Below are 18857 nucleotides of genomic sequence, written 5' to 3'. Positions count from 1 at the left end.
ACACCCGGTTTGGAAAAAATTGCAGTTATAGGAGGGGGAAGCTGGGCATCAGCCCTGGTAAAGATCCTTTCAGAGAATAAATCACAGGTACACTGGTGGATGCGCAACGAAAACGACGTGCAACACCTGATTAATTACCGTCATAACCCACGTTACCTGAGTGGCGTGACCTATGACCTTAACTATGTAAAGCCTTCGACGGACCTGCGCAATGTAGTTGCCGTGGCGGACTGGGTGATTCTGGCCGTACCTGCTGCTTTCGTACAGGAGGCGCTGAGCGGCCTGGAGCAGCATGCGCTAAAAGACAAGGTGCTGATTTCTGCCATCAAAGGGATGATCCCGAAGCAGAACATCCTGATCACGGACTACCTGGGCCAGCAGTACGACGTTCCGAACAGCCACCAGCTGGTGATTGCCGGTCCGTGCCATGCCGAGGAGGTAGCCATGGAAAAGCAGTCTTACCTGACCATCGGTTCATACGATCTGCCCACGGCGGAGCGCTTCTGCGAACTGCTGCGCAACCGCTACGTCAAAGCCAATCCGCTTGACGACCTGGACGGCGTGGAGTACTGTGCTGTGATCAAGAACATTATTGCGCTGGCTTGCGGGATAGCCCGCGGTCTGAACTATGGCGACAACTTTCAGGCGGTTCTCGTATCAAATGCCATGCAGGAGATAGAGCGCTTTCTACATGCCGCCATGCCGATTCACCGTGATCTGAACGGTTCAGCCTATTTGGGAGACCTACTCGTGACCGCCTATTCACAGTTTAGCCGTAACCGTACTTTCGGTAACATGATCGGACATGGCTATACTGTAAAGTCGGCCCAGATTGAGATGAACATGGTGGCGGAGGGTTACTATGCTGTGCAAAGCATTTACGAGCTTAACAAAAAGCTAAAAGTTGACATGCCGATCACGACAGCGGTATACCTGATCCTGTACGAGCGCATCGCACCGGCTGTGGAGTTTGAGATACTGAAGGAAAAACTCACCTAAGCCGTAACAGACCATCTAGCACGAAAGGCATACCCTGAGGTGTGCCTTTCGCGTTTAAAGCCCATATTGATTGGTCGGGCCTGATACATGAAACAGCATTTCCAGCAAATTGATATCCTGAAGGGACTGGCCATTATCGCCGTACTGCTGTTGCACTCGCTCTCGCGGGAGCAATTGGTTGGCAGCTATGCTGTGTTTCATATCTGGCAGGCTGTGCCTGTTTTCATGGTATTGATGGGTTTGAACCTGGGGATGTCTTACGGTAGCAGAACACTGCGTTTTGACCAGCTTTATACCCCGCATTATTTTCAGAAGAAGGCCCTGCGCATCATTTTCCCGCTCTTGCTGATCTATATCATCGCCTTAGTTGCGGGCTATGTATCAGAACAGGTATACGCACTGGAAATCTATACACTGGGCTGGAAAAACCTGATCGGTGTGCTACCGGTGTCAGGCAAAGGCAATTACTTTATCACGCTATTGCTGCAGTCTTTGATCGCACTTCCCCTGATTGGCTATACCTTCCATCGCTGGCCTGTTCGCACCAGTATCATACTACTGCTGACAGAAATTGCTTTTCAGTTTCTGGCTTATCAGGTGGCCTACTTCCAAAAAGACCGCTACCTGTACGATGCGGCCTTGTTCCGTTATTTTTCGGCCATCGCGTTAGGCCTGTGGCTTTCACGACTGATAACCACCCCTTTTCAGAAAAAGAATAGCTTGTTACTGCTACTGGCCGGCATTGCCAGTGGCATATACCTGTACGTTTATCAATATCAGAATCTCAGTCTGCCATACATAAGACCTGAGTGGCAATCACAACTGTTCCTGACCTTCCCATATGCCGCTATACTTATTTACCTGGCTATTCTGGCTTTCCCGCAGCAATCAGATCATGTAGTACTTCGCTTGATGGCTAACCTTGGAAAAGCATCCTACCATATTTTTCTGGTGCAGGTGCTTTACTTCGGACTAGTACAGGATGACTCGAGTATCATATTAAATCTGGCTATTTGCTTATTGGCTGGACAGATCTTCTTCTGGTTGGACACTTATTTAAGTAAAAAAATATCACATTAAAAGTTAATACATTTCTGCCACTTCACTAACTTAAGCTATGATTACAAAAGTTACCTGTGCCCTGATTGAACAATATGGTCGTGTGCTGGTTACCCAGCGCAGTGAAACAATGCCGCAAGCCATGCTATGGGAATTTCCCGGCGGAAAAGTAGAAGATGGTGAAACCGAGATCGCCTGCCTGATACGAGAGATTCAAGAGGAACTAAACCTGAGGATCACCCCGGTGCAGCGTCTAACACCTGTTGTACAGAAATATGATGATAAAACGATCGAACTTATACCTTTCCTTTGCCAATACAACGGCGGAACAATCAAGCTCACTGAACACCGCTCTTATCACTGGGTAATGCCACAGGATCTGACCAATTACGACTGGTGCCCGGCTGATATTCCCATTGTACAGGAATTTTTGGAGCTGATAAATGAGCAACGGACCTAACAACACACATCACTTCTTTTACTGAAAGACCAAATAGCCGTACCTTTAGGGTATGGAATTACCTCAGTCATTTGTCGAGCGCATGAAAGGCCAGTTGGGAGCGGACTATACCCGCTTCGAGACAGCTTTGCAACAGCCTGCGCCGGTAAGCATTCGTTTAAACAAAAATAAGCTGCAGGGGCAGCCTAACCTGCCGCGGGTCCCCTGGACAGAGACGGGCTATTACCTGCCCTCGCGACCTCAGTTCACGTTGGACCCTCGTCTGCATGCCGGTGCCTATTATGTGCAGGAGGCAAGCTCCATGTTTCTGGAGCAAGCGCTTCGTCAGCACGTAGACCTCAGCCAGTCACTCCGTGTGCTGGACCTTTGTGGAGCGCCTGGAGGAAAGTCAACTCACATCTCCAGTTTGATCTCACCAGACAGCCTATTGGTAGCCAACGAAGTCATTCGAATCCGTGCCAGCATACTGGCTGAGAACGTGACTAAGTGGGGAAGCGGCAATGTGGTAGTCACCAACAATGACCCGCGTGATTTTGGCCGACTACCGGAGTTTTTTGATGTGATGGTGGTAGATGCCCCCTGTAGTGGCGAAGGCATGTTCCGCAAGGACCCGCAGGCAATGAATGAATGGTCGGACGAGAACGTGAACCTCTGCGCCCAACGCCAACAGCGCATCCTGATGGATGTGTGGGAAGCCCTGCGACCGGGCGGTATCCTGATTTACAGTACCTGTACCTGGAATCTGGCGGAAAACGAAAAGAACATTGCCTGGCTGGCTGACCAGGAAAATGCGCAGCCGCTTTCACTCACACTGGATCCGGCTTGGGGGGTAGAAGCTACTTCCCTCGATGGTGTTTCTGGCTATCGTTTCTACCCGCACCAGGTACAGGGCGAAGGGTTCTTTTTATCCGTCATCCGAAAAGCAGGGGAGTATGAAGAACTACAGCGATCATCCAAAAAGAAAAAGTATAAACTGACACACGCTGGCAAGAAGGAACAGGCCATGGTCAGCGACTGGTTGTTGGAACCGGACCGCTTTGCCTGGGTACAGTATGGCGAAGTGATCTCTGCTTTACCTGAGAATCTGTTCGAAGAAGTGGACCAGCTCTACCAAAACCTATATGTGATCTACGCAGGCACCGAAATAGCAGAAGCGAAAGGCAAAAAGCTGAAGCCGTTGCAAGCCCTGGCACTGTCGCAACATCTCAACAAAGCAGCTTTCCGCACGGAAGAGCTCGACCTGGAAGCGGCCCTGCGCTATCTTCGCAAGGAAGACATCGGTATGAGCGGCAACAGTAACGACTGGATCCTGCTGCAATTCGAAAACCAGCCCCTCGGCTGGGCAAAGCAAGTTGGCAATCGCCTTAATAACTACTACCCAAAAGAATGGCGCATCCGCATGGAATTGCCTCAAGTATTAGAGTTTAAGAGCTGGGGAGTTTAGATTAAGAGGTAAGCTCTTCTAAAGACATAAGTTTAAAAATTAAAAAGGCCTACCATCACTGGTAGGCCTTTTTAATTCTTCGGGTACAGAGAATATAAAATTGTAACTCAGAATTTATTGATTTTCTAACTCCTAAACTCTCAAACTCCTAAACTGGTCTTACTCTACAAACAACACTAACCCCTTCAGATACTCACCTTCAGGATGGAAGATGGAGATTGGATGGTCGGCGGGCTGGGAGAGATGGTGCATGATTTTGATATTTCGACCGGCCTCAATGGCAGCAGCCATCACCGTGTTGTTGAACAGGTATTTGTCTACCACCTGCGAGCAGGAGAAAGTAAACAGAATACCACCCGGCTTGATGCGCTTCATCGCCTCGGCATTCAGACGCTTGTAGCCCATGACCGCATTGTGACGCACTTTCTGGCTCTTGGCAAAGGCCGGCGGGTCCAGAATGATCACATCGTAGCGGTCTTCCTTGCCTTTCAGGAACTCGAATGTATCTATGGCATAGGCTTCATGGCGGTCAGGTGCCTGGCTCAGTTCACCGTTTTTAATCGTCAGTTCAATGGCTTTTTTGGAGACATCAACCGAGTGAACTTCTTTGGCACCGGCATTGAGGGCGTATACCGAGAAACCACCGGTATAGCAAAAGGTGTTCAGCACTGACTTGTCTTTCACGTAGCGGGCCAGCAACTCCCGGTTTTCGCGCTGGTCTATGAAGAATCCTGTCTTCTGACCGCTTTCCCAATCCACGAAGAACTGGTTCTCGTTCTCGGTCACCACTACGCCTCCGCTAGACTCGCCAAACAGGTAGCCATTCTCAGCCTGCACCGGCGACTTGGCAGGCAAGGACTCGGCGCTCTTGTCATACACCGCTTTCAGGTGCGGACCGTAGATTTCCTGCAGAGCTTTGGCAACATGCTCGCGCACTGAGTACATGCCCACAGAATGCGTCTGGATCACGGCCGTGTCTTTGTACATGTCCACGATCAGCCCAGGAACACCATCGCCTTCAGCGTATACCAGACGGTATACATCCGTATGCGGATTGTCGATCAGTCCAAGACGGTTACGGTAGTCGTAGGCTTGCTGCACCTTGCTTTTCCAGAAGGTATAGTCCGGCTCTACTTGCTCAAAAGAGAACACGCGCACTGCAATAGAGCCCGGCGCCCAGTGGCCCATGCCCAGAAATTCGCGTTGATTGGAGTATACCTCCACCGTGTCACCTTCTTCCGGCTCCGTTCCTTCAATTTTTTTAATGGCGCCAGAGAAAACCCACGGGTGAAAACGCTTCAGGGAATGTTCTTTTCCTTTGGCCAGGTATAATTTGGTAAGAGACATCTAGATTTATATAGTAATTGATGATGTGCTGATAAGGCAATGAAATTATAAACGAATATGGTAATTGATAATTCCGTCAATTAAACCTTGCAGCATGAAACAGATTAAGCTGCATAGGTATAATAACGTTCCTTTTTTAGAGAAGAATTTGATCCTTGGTATACCTGCAAACGGAGAAAACAGTAAAGTGCAAACTTACAAAGTGATTACCTGTAAATCTTTGAGGTAGGTATAGAGTTTCTGAACAGGCAGGCCTACTACATTAAAATAGGAACCTTCGATCTTCTCGATCCCGATCTTGCCGATCCACTCCTGTATACCATAGGCACCCGCTTTGTCGAAAGGATGATAGTGCTCGATGTAGTAATTGATTTCCTCGTCGCTCAGCTTCTTAAAATAGACCCTGGTCACGTCGTGAAAGATGGTCTTGGAGTTCTTGGTCAGGATGCAAACACCCGTGATCACTTCATGGTGCTTCCCTGACAAGGCCCGCAGCATTTCGAAAGCTTCCAAGGCATCGGCTGGTTTGTTTAGGATGCGATCACCCAGGCAAACGATCGTATCGGCCGTGATTAGCACTTCATTTTGTAAGTCGGAGGTATAGGCATCGGCTTTATGCGAAGCCAGAAACTCGGCCACCTGTTCGCGTTGCAGATGCTCAGGGAAATCCTCGTTTACTTCCTTTACATGCACTTCGAACTGAAGCCCGAGCCCGGCCAAGAGTTCTTTGCGGCGCGGGGAGTTAGAGGCAAGCAGTATCGGACGAGATAAATTCATTTTCTTTGATTGAGCTGAATAAAAATCCGCAGATTGTTTTTGGGTAGAAGAAGGTGGACTTCTGCGGCATAATAGCACCACTGTAACAAACGCGTTTCACCTGTTCCATCGACACATCGTTGGTGATCAGGGCCAGACGAGCTTTGCCGGAGTCCACCTGACTGACGCAGGCGGTGAAGTTGCGCACGTAGCTCAGGCCAGGATAATCGCGTTGCGCTTCGCGGCCAATACCAAGCACCTTCTCAAACACGAAATAGTGCATCACCGTCAGGTCAAGATCTTTGACTTCCTGAGGTACCGGCCAGTCAATCTGCTGGTGCACTTCCGGCTTCAGGCGCAGCTTATAGGCATTACCGGACAGGTATAGACCAAAAGCCCAGTTTTTGCCCACGATCACCTCGTTGAGTTCGTAAGCATCCTCTTTCGGGGTTACTACAAAGTACTCCCGCAGGCGCTCCAGAAACTCTTCGTCTGTCAGATCAATATTTTCCAGCACCCGATGTGTCGGCAAAATGCGCAGATCGTCGGCTTCGGTGTTGGTCAGGTACATCAGGTGGTAGTTATAAGCCTCCATACCGGTGTGGTTGGGATTGTCGGCCATGCGCTTTTTGCGGTACTCCAGCGAGCCCTCATAACGGTGGTGTCCATCGGCCAACAGCACCTGTCGCGGTTCCAGTACCGCTAAAAATTGCCTGATCACGTCACGGTCATGAATCACGGCCAGTACGTCGCGCACGCCCTGGTAATCCTCGGTCACGTAAAGTGGCGACTGAATACTTTCATCCATGTAACGCTCCAATACAAATTCAGGGTCGGTGTATAGCCCGTGAGTGGCACTGGTGTTCATCAGGGTCTTGTCGAGCAGGTCGATGCGATCGTTTACGGCACTTGGTATAGTGTTTTCGTGGCGCAGGAGCATACCTTCGTTCCAGTCGTAGGCTTTGATATGGCATATGAAGCCTTTGCGGCAGTATTCGCGGTCGCTGCCCGGAAGCCTGAAATACTGGTAGTACACATAAATACCGGGTAGCGGGTCCTGCACAATTGTACCCGCTGCTTTCCACTCTTGCAGCATGTCTGCCGCAGTGTCAGCGGGCGTATTGCCGCGAGGCACGGATAGATGTATGCTGTTGATCGGGTTCTGGTACAGCGCCTCCCGCTGCTTCGCCGACACCACATCAAAAAGGGGAGAGGTCAGTTCTTCAATCGACTGGCTCAGTTCTTCTTTGTAGCGCCATGCTTTTATGGGTAGTATTTCAGCCATCAGGTTTGTTTACAGGTATAGGTATAGAATCAGGGCGCAAGCCTTTTGCGGTTCCATTGGGTGTCAGCTTGTTCAAACACGATGCGATCATGCAGTCGGTTTGGACGGCCTTGCCAGAACTCAATACGCTCCGGCTTCAGCACATAGCCTCCCCAGTGCTGTGGACGGGGTACTACATCCAGGTTGGCAAAGTCTTGTTCATATTTCGCCTCCGCCTGTTCCAGCTCTTCACGATTGTTTATCTCACGGCTCTGCGGCGAGGCCCAGGCCCCGATCTGGCTGCCGCGCGGACGGCTGTGGAAGTACACATCCGATACCTCTGAGGTCACTTTCTCTATAGTGCCTTCAATGCGCACCTGCCGCTCCAGCTCCGCCCAGAAAAAGGTCATCGAGCCATAAGGCCGCTCCGCCATTTCCTGTCCTTTGCGGCTTTCGTAATTGGTAAAAAACACGAAGCCATCCGGAGACACTTCCTTCAAAAGCACCACACGCGACGAAGGCCGACAATCAGCCGACACGGTAGAAAGCACCAGCGCCGTTGGCTCCAGCACCTGCGAGAGGATAGCTTCATTGAGCCATACCTTAAACTGGTCGAGCGGATCATTTGAAACGGATTCTTCGGTAAGAGCCTGCCGGGAGTAGTTCTTCCGGATAGAGGCAATGTCATGCTGTAGCGACATAAAGGACTAGATGTTTTGCCCAAAATTATAAAATAATCGGCTGAGGCTTAAATTTTAATTAATATTGCAATAATTTAAAATTATTTTATAAAATTAGAAGACTTATTTCCAGTGTTTACAAGTTTCATTCGGTTATCAAATGTTTCGAATGGCTTTGTTAAATGATGGGAACTGTACCCTAATGTGTTGTTTCCGTAAGAAGGTATAAATAGCGATTGCCAGGCCTGCCAGGCCAGAAGTTTTTGTAAGGTAAAGCAACTAAACCCTGGAGAACAATGGAGGAAGAAAGCGAAAATAAGCCACAAAACGGCAGCATACTTATATCAGAGCCATACCTGGGTGACCCAAACTTTGAGCGAACTGTGGTGCTGATCTGCAGTCACGTGGAAGGAGAGGGGACATTTGGGCTGGTACTCAACCGATTGTCAAACCTTAAGCTGTCTGATGTGGTTGATATTTATAATGATTCATTTGAAGCTGAACTAGGTATAGGGGGACCTGTGCAATACAATACCTTGCATTATGTACACCAGATACCAGATCTGCCGCAGGCGGTGCAGCTGGACGACAATCTGTATTGGGGTGGTGACTTTGAGTCGCTTCGCACCATGATCGGCACAGGAGAGGTAACACCGGCAGATATCAAGTTCTTTCTTGGCTACTCCGGATGGACACCTGGCCAGCTGCAGGAGGAGATCGACAAAAATGTTTGGATCGTGAACAACAATGCTGCAAATAAATTATTTAATTTGGAAGCAGATACGCTTTGGCGAAACATACTGCGCCAAATGGGCGGGAAATACAAGGTACTGTCAAACTACCCCGTAGACCCCCGCCTGAACTGACAAAACGTGGACTAAAACCTGAAGTCATGACAACTGATAAACAGCACACCGACGCAAACGGAGCTGAGGCCAACAAGCCCCGGCCACAAGACGAAGCACAAGCCAACGAGCAGCAGGCCTCGTCGCCGATGGACATTGTAGAACAGCGCCTCGCCGAAATCAACGCACAAAAAGAAAGCGCACAGGACAATCCAACGGAAGAAGGTGTGCCCAAAGAAGAACAGCCTGAAATAAAACCAGAACTGGCTTCTGAGGCAGAAACGTCAGAAACAGAAAAAATAACGGAGGCTTTTGCTGAAGCAAACCTGCCGGAAGCGGACACAGCTGCCACAGCTGAAACCGAAACAGCTGCTACGGCCGAAACTGAGACAACTGCACAGGCAGAAATACCAGCTGCATCTTCTCCAACTGCCTCAGCGGCAGCAGAAACAAAGTCTCCGGCAGCTGATGATCATCATGACGACGAAGAGTTGGACGAGGATGACCACACGGACTACAGTGAGATGTCGATGGAGGAACTGCGTAACCATTTGGCACAGCTTCTCAAAGGACCTGATGCAAAACGCAAATACAAGAAGATTCAGGAAATCCATCGGCAGTATGAAGATAAATTCCAGGTAGAAAAAAACCAGGCGCTTGACCGCTTCCGTCAGGAAGGAGGTACTGAAGAGGACTTTGAGTATCATGCGCCAATGGAACACAGTGAGCTGGAGCAACTCTATACTGCCTACCGCGAGGCACGTTACCAGGAGCGTCAGCACAGCGAGGAGCAGCGACAGCGAAACCTGGAGCGCAAGCGGGAACTGCTGCAACAGCTGCGTAGCCTGGTGGAATCAGCAGAAACCAAAAACAGTAGCGATGAACTGAAGAAGCTTCAGGGCGAGTGGAAAAGCATAGGTCCGGTGCCGCCAGGCGAAGCGCAGGAGCTATGGGATTCGTATCATGCCCTGCTCGACATCTTCTACAACAACCGCAGCATGTTCTTCGAGATGAAAGAGCTGGACAGACGCCGTAACCTGGACGCCAAAGTCCAGCTGATCGAGCGTGCCGAAGCCCTTCAGAACGAACCTTCTATTAACAAAGCCCTGCAGGAGCTTCGTCACTTGCACGAGGAGTGGAAGAACATTGGTCCGGTGCCTAATGAGCAGCGCGACACAATCTGGGAGCGCTTCATACAGGCCTCAGAGAAAGTGCACGAGCACCGTCGCACTTACATGGAAGAGCGCAAAACTGTTGAGCTGGCTAACCTGGAGAAGAAGCGCAGCCTGCTGGATCGTTTACAGGAGTTCCAGAGCTTCAACACCGACCGCATTAACGAGTGGCGCGATAAAACCGATGAGATTCAGAAGCTCAAAGAAGAATGGGACAATGCCGGCCTCGTACCAAAAGAATACGCAGAAGAAGTCAACAAAACTTTCTGGAGCAACTATAAAGCATTTTTCCAGCATAAGAATCAGTTTTTCAAGGGGCTTGATGAGCAGAAAATGCAGAACCTGCGCCTGAAGACTGAGCTGTGCGAACAGGCTGAAAGCCTGAAAGAAAGCACGGATTGGAATGCTACTAAGGAGAAAATGATCCAGCTCCAGAAGAAATGGAAAACCATAGGCCGCGTGCCGGACAAGCATTCCGACAAGATCTGGCAACGCTTCAGAGCAGCCTGCAACGAGTTCTTTGACCGTAAGCAGGCGCAAGAGCAGCAGAAAGGAGCCGAAATAGAGAAACTGTCCTCAGAAAAACTGGCCCTGTGCGACCGTATAACAGAAGAACTGGCACAGCCTAACACAACGACCTCGCTGGAAGACTACAACAAGATCGTAGCGGAATGGGGAACGCTGGATGCCGGCAATAAGCGTGTAAGCGCAAGGGTAGAGGAGAAATTCCTGTCCCTGATGGAGCGTTACCTGGAGCGTGTACCTGATCTGCATTACGATGATCGTGCTACCATGCTGGCGCAGCTACAGGTCGACCGTCTGAAGAACAGTCCGGACGCTTCGCAGAAGCTGTACCAGAAAGAGCAGACGCTGCGACGGGAGATATCACAACTGCAGAACGACATCTCTACACTTCGTACCAACCTAGACTTCTTTGCGCGCTCCAAGAATGCAGACAAGTTGCGTGAGGAGTATGAAGGTCGTATAGAAGACACACAGAAACGCATAGACATCCTGCAGCGGCAGCTGGCCGCTTTCAGAAGATAAAAATTTCTGTTTGATACTCAAAAGCTTATCGCAAATGGGCAAAAAATCCTGCAGCAGGTGTTTGTATATTAAAAACTATATTATACCTTTGCAACGCTTTAGAACGATAGGGCAACACAAATAAAGTATCGCCTCCTTAGCTCAGCTGGTAGAGCAACTGACTTGTAATCAGTAGGTCGCTGGTTCGATCCCGGCAGGGGGCTCAACTTTATTTGTACTTTTACCGCCTCCATAGCTCAGCTGGTAGAGCAACTGACTTGTAATCAGTAGGTCGTTGGTTCGATTCCGACTGGGGGCTCTTAAAAGGCTTCAGAGAAATCTGAAGCCTTTTTTGTTTTTAATCCTTCCCAATCCCCTCACTGCCTCTCCTTTGCAATGTTTTGAACTGAAGCAACTGATGCTATATATGCTTTTTCAAGTTTTATGACTTATTTTGGGGATTCATCCAAGCACTGAATCCGATCCATGCAACTGATAGAAGTAAACACACCTGAACTGGCTGAAGAGTTTTTGAAAATGCAGGTCAGGCTATACCGCAAAGACCCAAAGTACATCCGGCCGCTTGATAAGGACGTGCACCAGGTATTTGATCCCAAAAAGAACAAACTGCTGCGTGACGGCGAGGCCATCCGTTGGATTCTGCAGGACGAGACGGGCGAAACCATCGGAAGGGTTGCTTCATTCATCAACAGGAAAACAGCAAACTCCTTTGAACAACCTACCGGTGGCATGGGCTTCTTCGACTGTATCAATGACCAGGATGCAGCTAACATTCTATTCGACGCCTGCCGTAACTGGTTGCAGGAACGTGGCATGGAAGCCATGGATGGACCGATCAATTTCGGTGAACGCGACAAGTGGTGGGGACTTCTGGTGGACGGCTTTTACGAGCCCACCTACTGTATGAACTACAACCATCCTTATTACCAGCAACTGTTCGAGAACTATGGTTTTAAGCTTTACTTCAACCAATACGTTTACTACCGCACAGTAGACGACCCACTGACGCCTGAGTATCATGAAAAAGCACAGCGTGTGCTGGCTGACCCGAGCTATACCTTCCAGCACCTTGACAGAAACAACCTTGACAAGTATGCAGAGGATTTTCGTGTCGTATACAACAAGGGATGGGTAAAACATGAGGGCGTGAAGGCCATGGGCGAAGCACAGGCAAAATCCATTATGAAAGCCCTCAAGCCGATCCTGGATGAAAAAATCATCTGGTTCGCTTACCACCATGGGGAGCCTGCCGGTTTCTTCATTGCTATACCTGAGTTGAACCAGCTGTTTAAGCACGTGAACGGAAAACTGGACCTATGGGGCAAGATCAAATTTGCCTACCATCGCTGGAGAGGTTCCTGCAAGACGATGTATGGCATTGTATTCGGTATCACACCAGAATGCCAGGGCAAAGGCGTAGAGGCTGCCATGGTGGTGTCTGCAGCCAAGCTGGTACAGGGCAACCCAAATATCCCTTACTATGATTTGCAAATGAACTGGATTGGGGACTTCAACCCGAAAATGATGAAGGTTGTGGAGCAGGTAGGCAGTCGCATTCTGAAAACCTATGTGACCTACCGTTTCCTGTTCGACAGAGAAAAGGAGTTCAAGCGTGCTCCGATCATTAAGTAGCCACAAATGGATTCACTAACACAGATCGTACTGGGAGCAGCCGTAGGCGAGGCGGTGGCTGGCCGCAAACTGGGCAACAAAGCACTGCTTTGGGGTGCCATCGCTGGCACTATACCTGATCTGGACGTACTGGCCAATCCGCTGCTGGACATGGTGGGTCAGTTAAGCTTCCATCGATCTGTCACACACTCTTTCTTTTTTGCCGTTGTGGCCTCACCATTGCTGGGCTGGATGCTTTGGCGGCTCTATAAAAATGAACACGCCAGCTTCCGGGACTGGACCCTGCTATTCTTTCTGGGCTTCACAACACACGCCATTCTCGACAGCTTTACCACCTGGGGCACACAGCTATTCTGGCCTTTCAGCAATTACGGTGTAGCGTTCTACAACATCTTCGTGATAGACCCGCTTTATACCGTGCCCTTTCTGATCTGCGTGATTGCCGTCATGTTTTATGACAGGCGAAACCCTAAGCGTCGTCGCTGGAATAATGCTGGTCTGATCATCAGCACCCTCTACATACTCTTCTCATTCGTAGCTCAGGCTTATGCTAAAAATGCGTTCACTGAAAGCCTGCAATATCAAGGTATAGTCTTTGAGTCCGAGATAGTGAAAGCCACTCCTATGAACACCCTGTTCTGGTCTGTTACAGCAGCCACTGAAGACGGCTTCTATACTGGCTTCTACTCTTTGTTGGACCAGGACCGGGACATCAGGTATAGTTTTGAGCCACGGCAGGAGCATTTGCTGGATGAATACCGGGGCCATCCGAAAATGGAGCGTCTGCTAGACATCACCAAAGGCTACCACGCAGTGGAAGAAGCTGAAAAAGGCATCTACATCAAAGACCTGCGATTCGGACAGTTTGATGGCTGGCAGGAAGGCAAGGGGCAGTATGTTTTCATTTACCACGTCTGGCGGGAGCAGGATGGCTCTCTAAACTTTGAAGAAATAAATAACCGCCCGAAAATAGACGGAGACTATCTCAAAGCATATCTAAATCGTATTCTGGGAAACAAAGACTAAATCAATACATATGACGTCAGCAAGATGGCAGCTAAGCGGCAAAAAAGCCGTTGTAACAGGAGGCTCCAAAGGTATAGGCGCCGCGATTGTAGAAGAGTTTATCGCCCTGGGAGCCGAGGTGCTGGCGGTGGCACGCAAAGAAGCGGACCTGCAGCAGTTACAGGAGAAGTTTCCGGAGGGACTGCAGGTGCTCGTAGCGGATGTGAGTACTGCAGCAGGTCGGCAGACGCTGCTAGACAAGGTGCAAAACACCTGGGGAGCACTGGATATGCTGGTGAACAATGTAGGAACTAACATCCGAAAACCGGCGACAGAATACACTCCGGAAGAATACGACTTTGTGATGAGCACTAATCTGCGCTCAGCTTTTGAACTGAGCCGGGGCTTTTACCCGCTGCTTAAAGCTTCAGAACAGGGAAACATTATCCATGTAACTTCGGTGGCGGGTCTTACACATGTGCGGACCGGTGCCATCTATGGCATGACCAAAGCTGCGCTGGTGCAACTTACCAAAAACCTGGCAGGGGAGTGGGCTGCAGACGGAATTCGTGTCAATGCCGTTGCCCCCTGGTACATCAGTACGCCACTTGCGCAGACCGTGCTGCAGAACGAACAGTACCTGCACGAAGTACTGGTCAGAACGCCGATGCGAGTAATTGGCAAACCCGAGGATGTAGCAGGTGCAGTGGCCTATCTTTGCATGCCGGCAGCAGCCTACATTACCGGTCAGACGCTGGCAGTCGACGGTGGTTTTACCATCAATGGCTTTCACCCCGCCTGAGGTATAAAAAGGGTATAAAAGCAACGCTCCAGGCAGCTAAACTATCCCTTGAAACGCTGGTTTATTAATCCAAATTTTACTACTTTTGTATGATAAGGCTGCAAGAGCGCAACAACAATTTTAAGTGCTCTTCAAAACCCGACATGCATGGCAAAATTCCGACTGCTTTTACCCCTTAGCGCTGCTCTGCTGCTTCTATCTGTATCCTCCTGTAAACCGCTTTGTCCTATCAGTGCCTGTCAGGTACGCATGGTACATGCACATGGGGAGCAGGAATTTCGCGGCCAGCCCATTTACAAAAAACAAAACCCTAAAATAGGCGAAAAGCTGCCGAAGCAAACAGGGGAGGTGCACAAGCGCACAAACGATAAGAGCCAGCGCAAAAACTAATGAACGTTACAGGCTTTCGCCTGAAAAGTATATCAACCAACACAAAACTATTATTTAGACTTTGAACATGAACGAAGGCGAACGAATAATACCGATCAACATTGAAGACGAGATGCGCGGTGCATACATCGACTACTCAATGTCTGTTATCATTTCCAGAGCCTTACCCGATGTGAGAGACGGCCTGAAGCCAGTACACCGCCGTGTGCTGTACGGCATGTCCGAACTGGGGGTATCCTATAACAAGTCCTACAAGAAGTCAGCGCGTATCGTAGGAGAGGTGCTGGGTAAGTACCATCCGCACGGTGACTCCTCGGTATACGAGACCATGGTGCGTATGGCACAGGAGTGGTCGCTTCGTTACCCGCTGGTTGACGGTCAGGGTAACTACGGCTCCATTGACGGTGACTCACCAGCTGCGATGCGTTACACAGAGGCCCGCCTCAAGCGTATAGCCGACGAGTTACTGGCCGACCTCGACAAAAACACGGTCGACTTCGTGCCGAACTTTGACGACTCCCTGAAGGAGCCGTCTGTCATGCCAGCCAAGTTCCCGAACCTGCTCGTAAACGGGACGTCCGGTATCGCGGTAGGTATGGCAACGAACATGGCGCCACACAACCTGACCGAAGTCATCAACGGTACGATCGCTTATATCGACAACAGGGAGATCACGATAGCTGAACTGATGCACTACATCACAGCGCCTGACTTCCCGACTGGCGGTATCATTTATGGTTATGATGGCGTGAAGGCCGCTTTCGAAACTGGTCGTGGCCGTGTACTGATGCGTGGACGCGCTAATTTCGAAACAACTTCTACGGGTAAAGAGCAGATCATCGTAACGGAGATTCCTTACATGGTGAACAAGGCTTCTCTTATCGAGAAGACTGCTGCCCTGATAAATGAGAAGAAAATCGAAGGTATAGCTGACCTGCGCGACGAGTCTGACCGTGACGGTTTGCGCATCGTGTATGACTTGAAGCGCGATGCCATACCTAATGTAGTACTCAACAACTTATACAAGTATACGCAACTGCAGTCTTCGTTTGGCGTGAACAACGTGGCCCTGGTGAAAGGACGCCCGATGACGCTGAACCTGAAGGACCTGATCCACCACTTTGTAGACCACAGGCACGAGGTAGTGATCCGCAGAACGCAGTACGAACTGGACGAAGCCAGAAAGCGTGCCCACATTCTGGAAGGCTTGCTGATCGCGCTGGATAACCTGGACGAAGTGATCAACCTGATCCGTTCATCACGTGACCCGGAAATCGCCCGCAACGGCTTGATGGAGCGTTTTGCTTTGTCTGAGATCCAGGCTCGTGCAATCCTTGACATGCGTCTGCAGCGTCTGACCGGTCTGGAGCGTGACAAGATTCAGGCGGAGTATGCCGAGATCATGAAACTGATCGACTACCTGAACTCTGTTCTGAATGACGAGGGCCTGCGTATGCAAATCATCAAAGACGAGTTAAATGAAATAAAAGAGCGCTACGGCGACGTACGTCGCACCAGCATCGAGGCTTCTACCGGCGATATTTCTTACGAGGACATGATCCCTGAAGAGAACATGGTGATCACCATATCGCACGAAGGTTACATCAAGCGCACTTCACTGAGTGAGTACCGTAGCCAAAGCCGTGGTGGTGTTGGTTCACGTGGCGTGGCCGCCTCTAAAGAGAGCGACTTTACAGAACACCTGTTTGTTGCCAGCACTCACCACCACATGCTGTTCTTCACGGAGTTCGGCCGTGTGTTCTGGATGAAGGTATATGAGATTCCGGAAGGAGGGAAGACCACCAAAGGTCGCGCTATCCAAAACCTGATCAACATTGAAAAGGATGATAAAATCCGTGCGGTGATCAATGTGCGTGACCTGAAAAACCAGGATTTCGTTCTGAACCACAACCTGGTATTCTGTACCGAGCAAGGCACGATCAAAAAGACCGTGCTGGAGGCATACTCCAGACCACGTACCAATGGTATCAATGCGATCACGATCAATGAAGGTGACCGTCTGCTGGACGTACAGCTGACTACCGGCAACAGTGAGATCATCATTGCACTGGGTTCTGGCCGTGCTATCCGTTTCAACGAGCACCAGGTCCGTCCGATGGGTCGTAACGCTGCCGGTGTGCGCGGCGTAACACTAGCCGGACCGGATGACAAGGTAGTTGGTATGGTTTGTGTAGAAAACGAGAACACAGAACTGCTGGTAGTATCTGAAAACGGCTTCGGCAAGCGTTCATTACTGGAAGAATACCGTATAACGAACCGCGGCGGAAAAGGGGTGAAGACCCTGAATGTAACGGATAAAACCGGTAATCTGGTTGCCATTAAGGGCGTAGTAGATACGGATGACCTGATGATCATTAACCGTTCAGGTATCACAATCCGACTTCGCGTAGCTGATATACGTGTAATTGGCCGCGCTACACAGGGTGTACGACTCATCAAGTTGACAGAAGGCGATCAGATTTCATCTGTAGCCAAAGTGGAGATGGAGAACGAAGAAGAAGTAGCTGAAGCCTTGATGGAGAACTCAGAACTGAAGCCGGAAGACTCTTTGCAACCTGATACTCAGATAGATCCGGAAACAACTGAGGATGAAGTTTAATCTGTAAAATGGAATTTTATTTTATTTATTAATCGTTTAACAAACAAACAAAAACCAATCTCTGAATTGTATGAAAAAAATACTGATGACAGCCATGGCAGCCGTAAGCGTTCAGGTTGCTGTCGCTCAGAACTCAGCCGTGAATAGCGCCGTGCTTAATCACAAGAACGGTACGCTTGACAAAGCGCTAGAAGACATCAATAAAGCCACAGAGCACAAAAAGACGCAAGACAAAGCCAAAACCTGGTTCTATCATGGCGTGATCAACCAGGACCTGATCGGTCACCCAATCTACGGCAAACTGGCTACTGAGAAAACTCCTGAAGTTGCGCTAGCTTCGTTCAACAAGACGCTTGAGATTGACGGTGAAAACGGTCAGTTTGGCAAAATGGTACCAGAGCGTATGGAGATCCTTTATGGTCAGGTTCTGAACCAGGCCGTTGAATTCCACAACAACCAGGACTGGGACAATGCCATTGCTAAGTATGATATGGCTTCCAAGTTAAATCCGACTGATACAACAGCTGTGCTTTATGCTGCTTATGCCTCAACTGCTAAGCAGGACTATGCCTCAGCAGTTAAATATTATGATAAACTGATCGGTATTGGCCATACAACTGAAGATGTTTACAAAAACAAAATTCAGTTGCAGCAGGCTATCGAAGCGAGCGACGAAGAAGTAATGGCTTCGATCGCCGCTGGCCTGGAAAAGCACCCTAACAGTGTATACCTGATGCAGGAGGAACTGCGTTACTACCTGAAAAACGACCGTGCTGACGAGGCAATGGCTAAACTGGACAAAGCAATCGAAGCTGACCCGAAGAATGCAAGCCTTTATGCGGTTCGTGGTAACCTGGAAGAGCGCAAAGGAAACATCGACGCTGCTTACAAAAACTATAAGAAAGCAGTAGAAGTAGATCCAAATAACTTCGATGGTTTCTTTAACCTGGGTGTACTGGAGTACAACAAGGGTAGTGAGTTCAACAACAAAGCTGCCAAAATGGACTATGCGACTTACAAGAAGCAAGGTCCGGCATTGGAGAAGCAGGCTGTAAAGCACTACGAAGCTTCATTGCCATACTTTGAAAAAGCCCTAGAAATTCAGCCGGAAGATCAGGCAACACTTGCCAACCTGCAGCGTGTATATACACGTTTGAAGCGTACTGCTGATGCAGAAAGAATTGGTAAGAAACTAAAAAACTAATCTTACTCGCTAAGATAAAAGAAGGAAAGGGAGCTTGTTACAGGCTCCCTTTCTTATTACCACTTACATTACTTAACATAATATAAATTATAAGACTGATTATATACGAGTGATAATACTCTATAATAAGT

16 protein-coding genes and 2 tRNA genes are annotated in these 18857 nt (G+C 49.3%); 14 read left to right on the top strand and 4 right to left on the bottom strand.

The window, feature by feature from the left end:
* The first annotated feature begins 9 nt into the window (after positions 1-9).
* The 4 genes from BW972_RS08690 (at position 10) to BW972_RS08675 (ending at position 3962) form a co-directional block, all read left to right on the top strand.
* Complete coding sequence (locus BW972_RS08690; protein ID WP_076421802.1) at positions 10-999, top strand: NAD(P)H-dependent glycerol-3-phosphate dehydrogenase; 990 nt, start codon at positions 10-12, stop codon at positions 997-999.
* Between the two features lie 87 nt (positions 1000-1086).
* Positions 1087-2079, top strand: coding sequence for an acyltransferase family protein (locus BW972_RS08685; RefSeq protein ID WP_007652481.1), 993 nt, complete (start codon positions 1087-1089; stop codon positions 2077-2079).
* 37 nt (positions 2080-2116) lie between these two features.
* A complete protein-coding gene (locus tag BW972_RS08680; RefSeq protein ID WP_083674116.1) occupies positions 2117-2518 on the top strand; it encodes a (deoxy)nucleoside triphosphate pyrophosphohydrolase in 402 nt (133 codons plus the stop codon).
* Between the two features lie 52 nt (positions 2519-2570).
* Positions 2571-3962: a methyltransferase RsmF C-terminal domain-like protein gene (locus BW972_RS08675; RefSeq protein WP_076421801.1), complete on the top strand. Its 1392-nt coding sequence runs from the start codon at positions 2571-2573 to the stop codon at positions 3960-3962.
* Positions 3963-4121: 159 nt separating this feature from the next.
* Here BW972_RS08675 and BW972_RS08670 read toward each other — a convergent pair whose 3' ends face one another.
* The 4 genes from BW972_RS08670 to pdxH form a co-directional block, all read right to left on the bottom strand.
* The gene (locus tag BW972_RS08670) at positions 4122-5309 is read right to left on the bottom strand and encodes a class I SAM-dependent rRNA methyltransferase (RefSeq protein WP_076421800.1); all 1188 of its coding nucleotides are present in this window, start codon (positions 5307-5309) and stop codon (positions 4122-4124) included.
* 195 nt (positions 5310-5504) lie between these two features.
* Entirely contained in the window at positions 5505-6086 is a 582-nt protein-coding gene (locus BW972_RS08665; RefSeq protein WP_076421799.1) for a Maf-like protein, read from the bottom strand.
* On the bottom strand, positions 6052-7350 hold the full coding sequence (locus tag BW972_RS08660; protein WP_076421798.1) for a DUF1015 domain-containing protein: 1299 nt from the start codon (positions 7348-7350) through the stop codon (positions 6052-6054). The genes BW972_RS08665 and BW972_RS08660 overlap by 35 nt, the downstream gene beginning before the upstream one ends.
* Before the next feature lie 29 nt (positions 7351-7379).
* A complete protein-coding gene (gene pdxH / locus BW972_RS08655) occupies positions 7380-8030 on the bottom strand; it encodes a pyridoxamine 5'-phosphate oxidase (protein ID WP_076421797.1) in 651 nt (216 codons plus the stop codon).
* Between the two features lie 275 nt (positions 8031-8305).
* On the opposite strand from pdxH, the gene BW972_RS08650 reads away from it, so the two are divergent.
* From BW972_RS08650 to BW972_RS08610, 10 genes are all read left to right on the top strand, one after another.
* Complete coding sequence (locus tag BW972_RS08650) at positions 8306-8875, top strand: YqgE/AlgH family protein (protein ID WP_076421796.1); 570 nt, start codon at positions 8306-8308, stop codon at positions 8873-8875.
* Positions 8876-8901: 26 nt separating this feature from the next.
* Positions 8902-11073 carry a DUF349 domain-containing protein gene (locus tag BW972_RS08645; RefSeq protein ID WP_076421795.1) on the top strand — a complete coding sequence of 724 codons (2172 nt, stop codon included), beginning with the start codon at positions 8902-8904 and terminating at the stop codon, positions 11071-11073.
* Positions 11074-11203: 130 nt separating this feature from the next.
* Positions 11204-11276: transfer RNA gene (locus BW972_RS08640), tRNA-Thr, on the top strand.
* Between the two features lie 22 nt (positions 11277-11298).
* Positions 11299-11371: transfer RNA gene (locus BW972_RS08635), tRNA-Thr, on the top strand.
* A gap of 167 nt (positions 11372-11538) precedes the next feature.
* Entirely contained in the window at positions 11539-12705 is a 1167-nt protein-coding gene (locus tag BW972_RS08630; protein WP_076421794.1) for a hypothetical protein, read from the top strand.
* Between the two features lie 6 nt (positions 12706-12711).
* Entirely contained in the window at positions 12712-13731 is a 1020-nt protein-coding gene (locus BW972_RS08625) for a metal-dependent hydrolase (protein ID WP_076421793.1), read from the top strand.
* A 10-nt stretch (positions 13732-13741) separates the two neighbouring features.
* Positions 13742-14512, top strand: a complete 771-nt coding sequence (locus tag BW972_RS08620) for an SDR family oxidoreductase (RefSeq protein WP_076421792.1) — start codon at positions 13742-13744, stop codon at positions 14510-14512.
* Between the two features lie 147 nt (positions 14513-14659).
* Entirely contained in the window at positions 14660-14902 is a 243-nt protein-coding gene (locus BW972_RS19735; protein WP_143731967.1) for a hypothetical protein, read from the top strand.
* Positions 14903-14969: 67 nt separating this feature from the next.
* Complete coding sequence (gyrA, locus tag BW972_RS08615) at positions 14970-17522, top strand: DNA gyrase subunit A (protein ID WP_076421791.1); 2553 nt, start codon at positions 14970-14972, stop codon at positions 17520-17522.
* Between the two features lie 70 nt (positions 17523-17592).
* Complete coding sequence (locus tag BW972_RS08610; RefSeq protein WP_076421790.1) at positions 17593-18726, top strand: tetratricopeptide repeat protein; 1134 nt, start codon at positions 17593-17595, stop codon at positions 18724-18726.
* The last annotated feature ends 131 nt before the right edge of the window (positions 18727-18857 follow it).

Origin of the sequence: Pontibacter lucknowensis, from assembly GCF_900156415.1 — a bacterium.
In the GTDB taxonomy this organism is placed as follows: Bacteria; Bacteroidota; Bacteroidia; order Cytophagales; family Hymenobacteraceae; genus Pontibacter; species Pontibacter lucknowensis.
The sequence above is the reverse complement of the archived record's forward strand: the minus strand, read 5'-3'. Positions and strand labels throughout refer to the sequence as shown.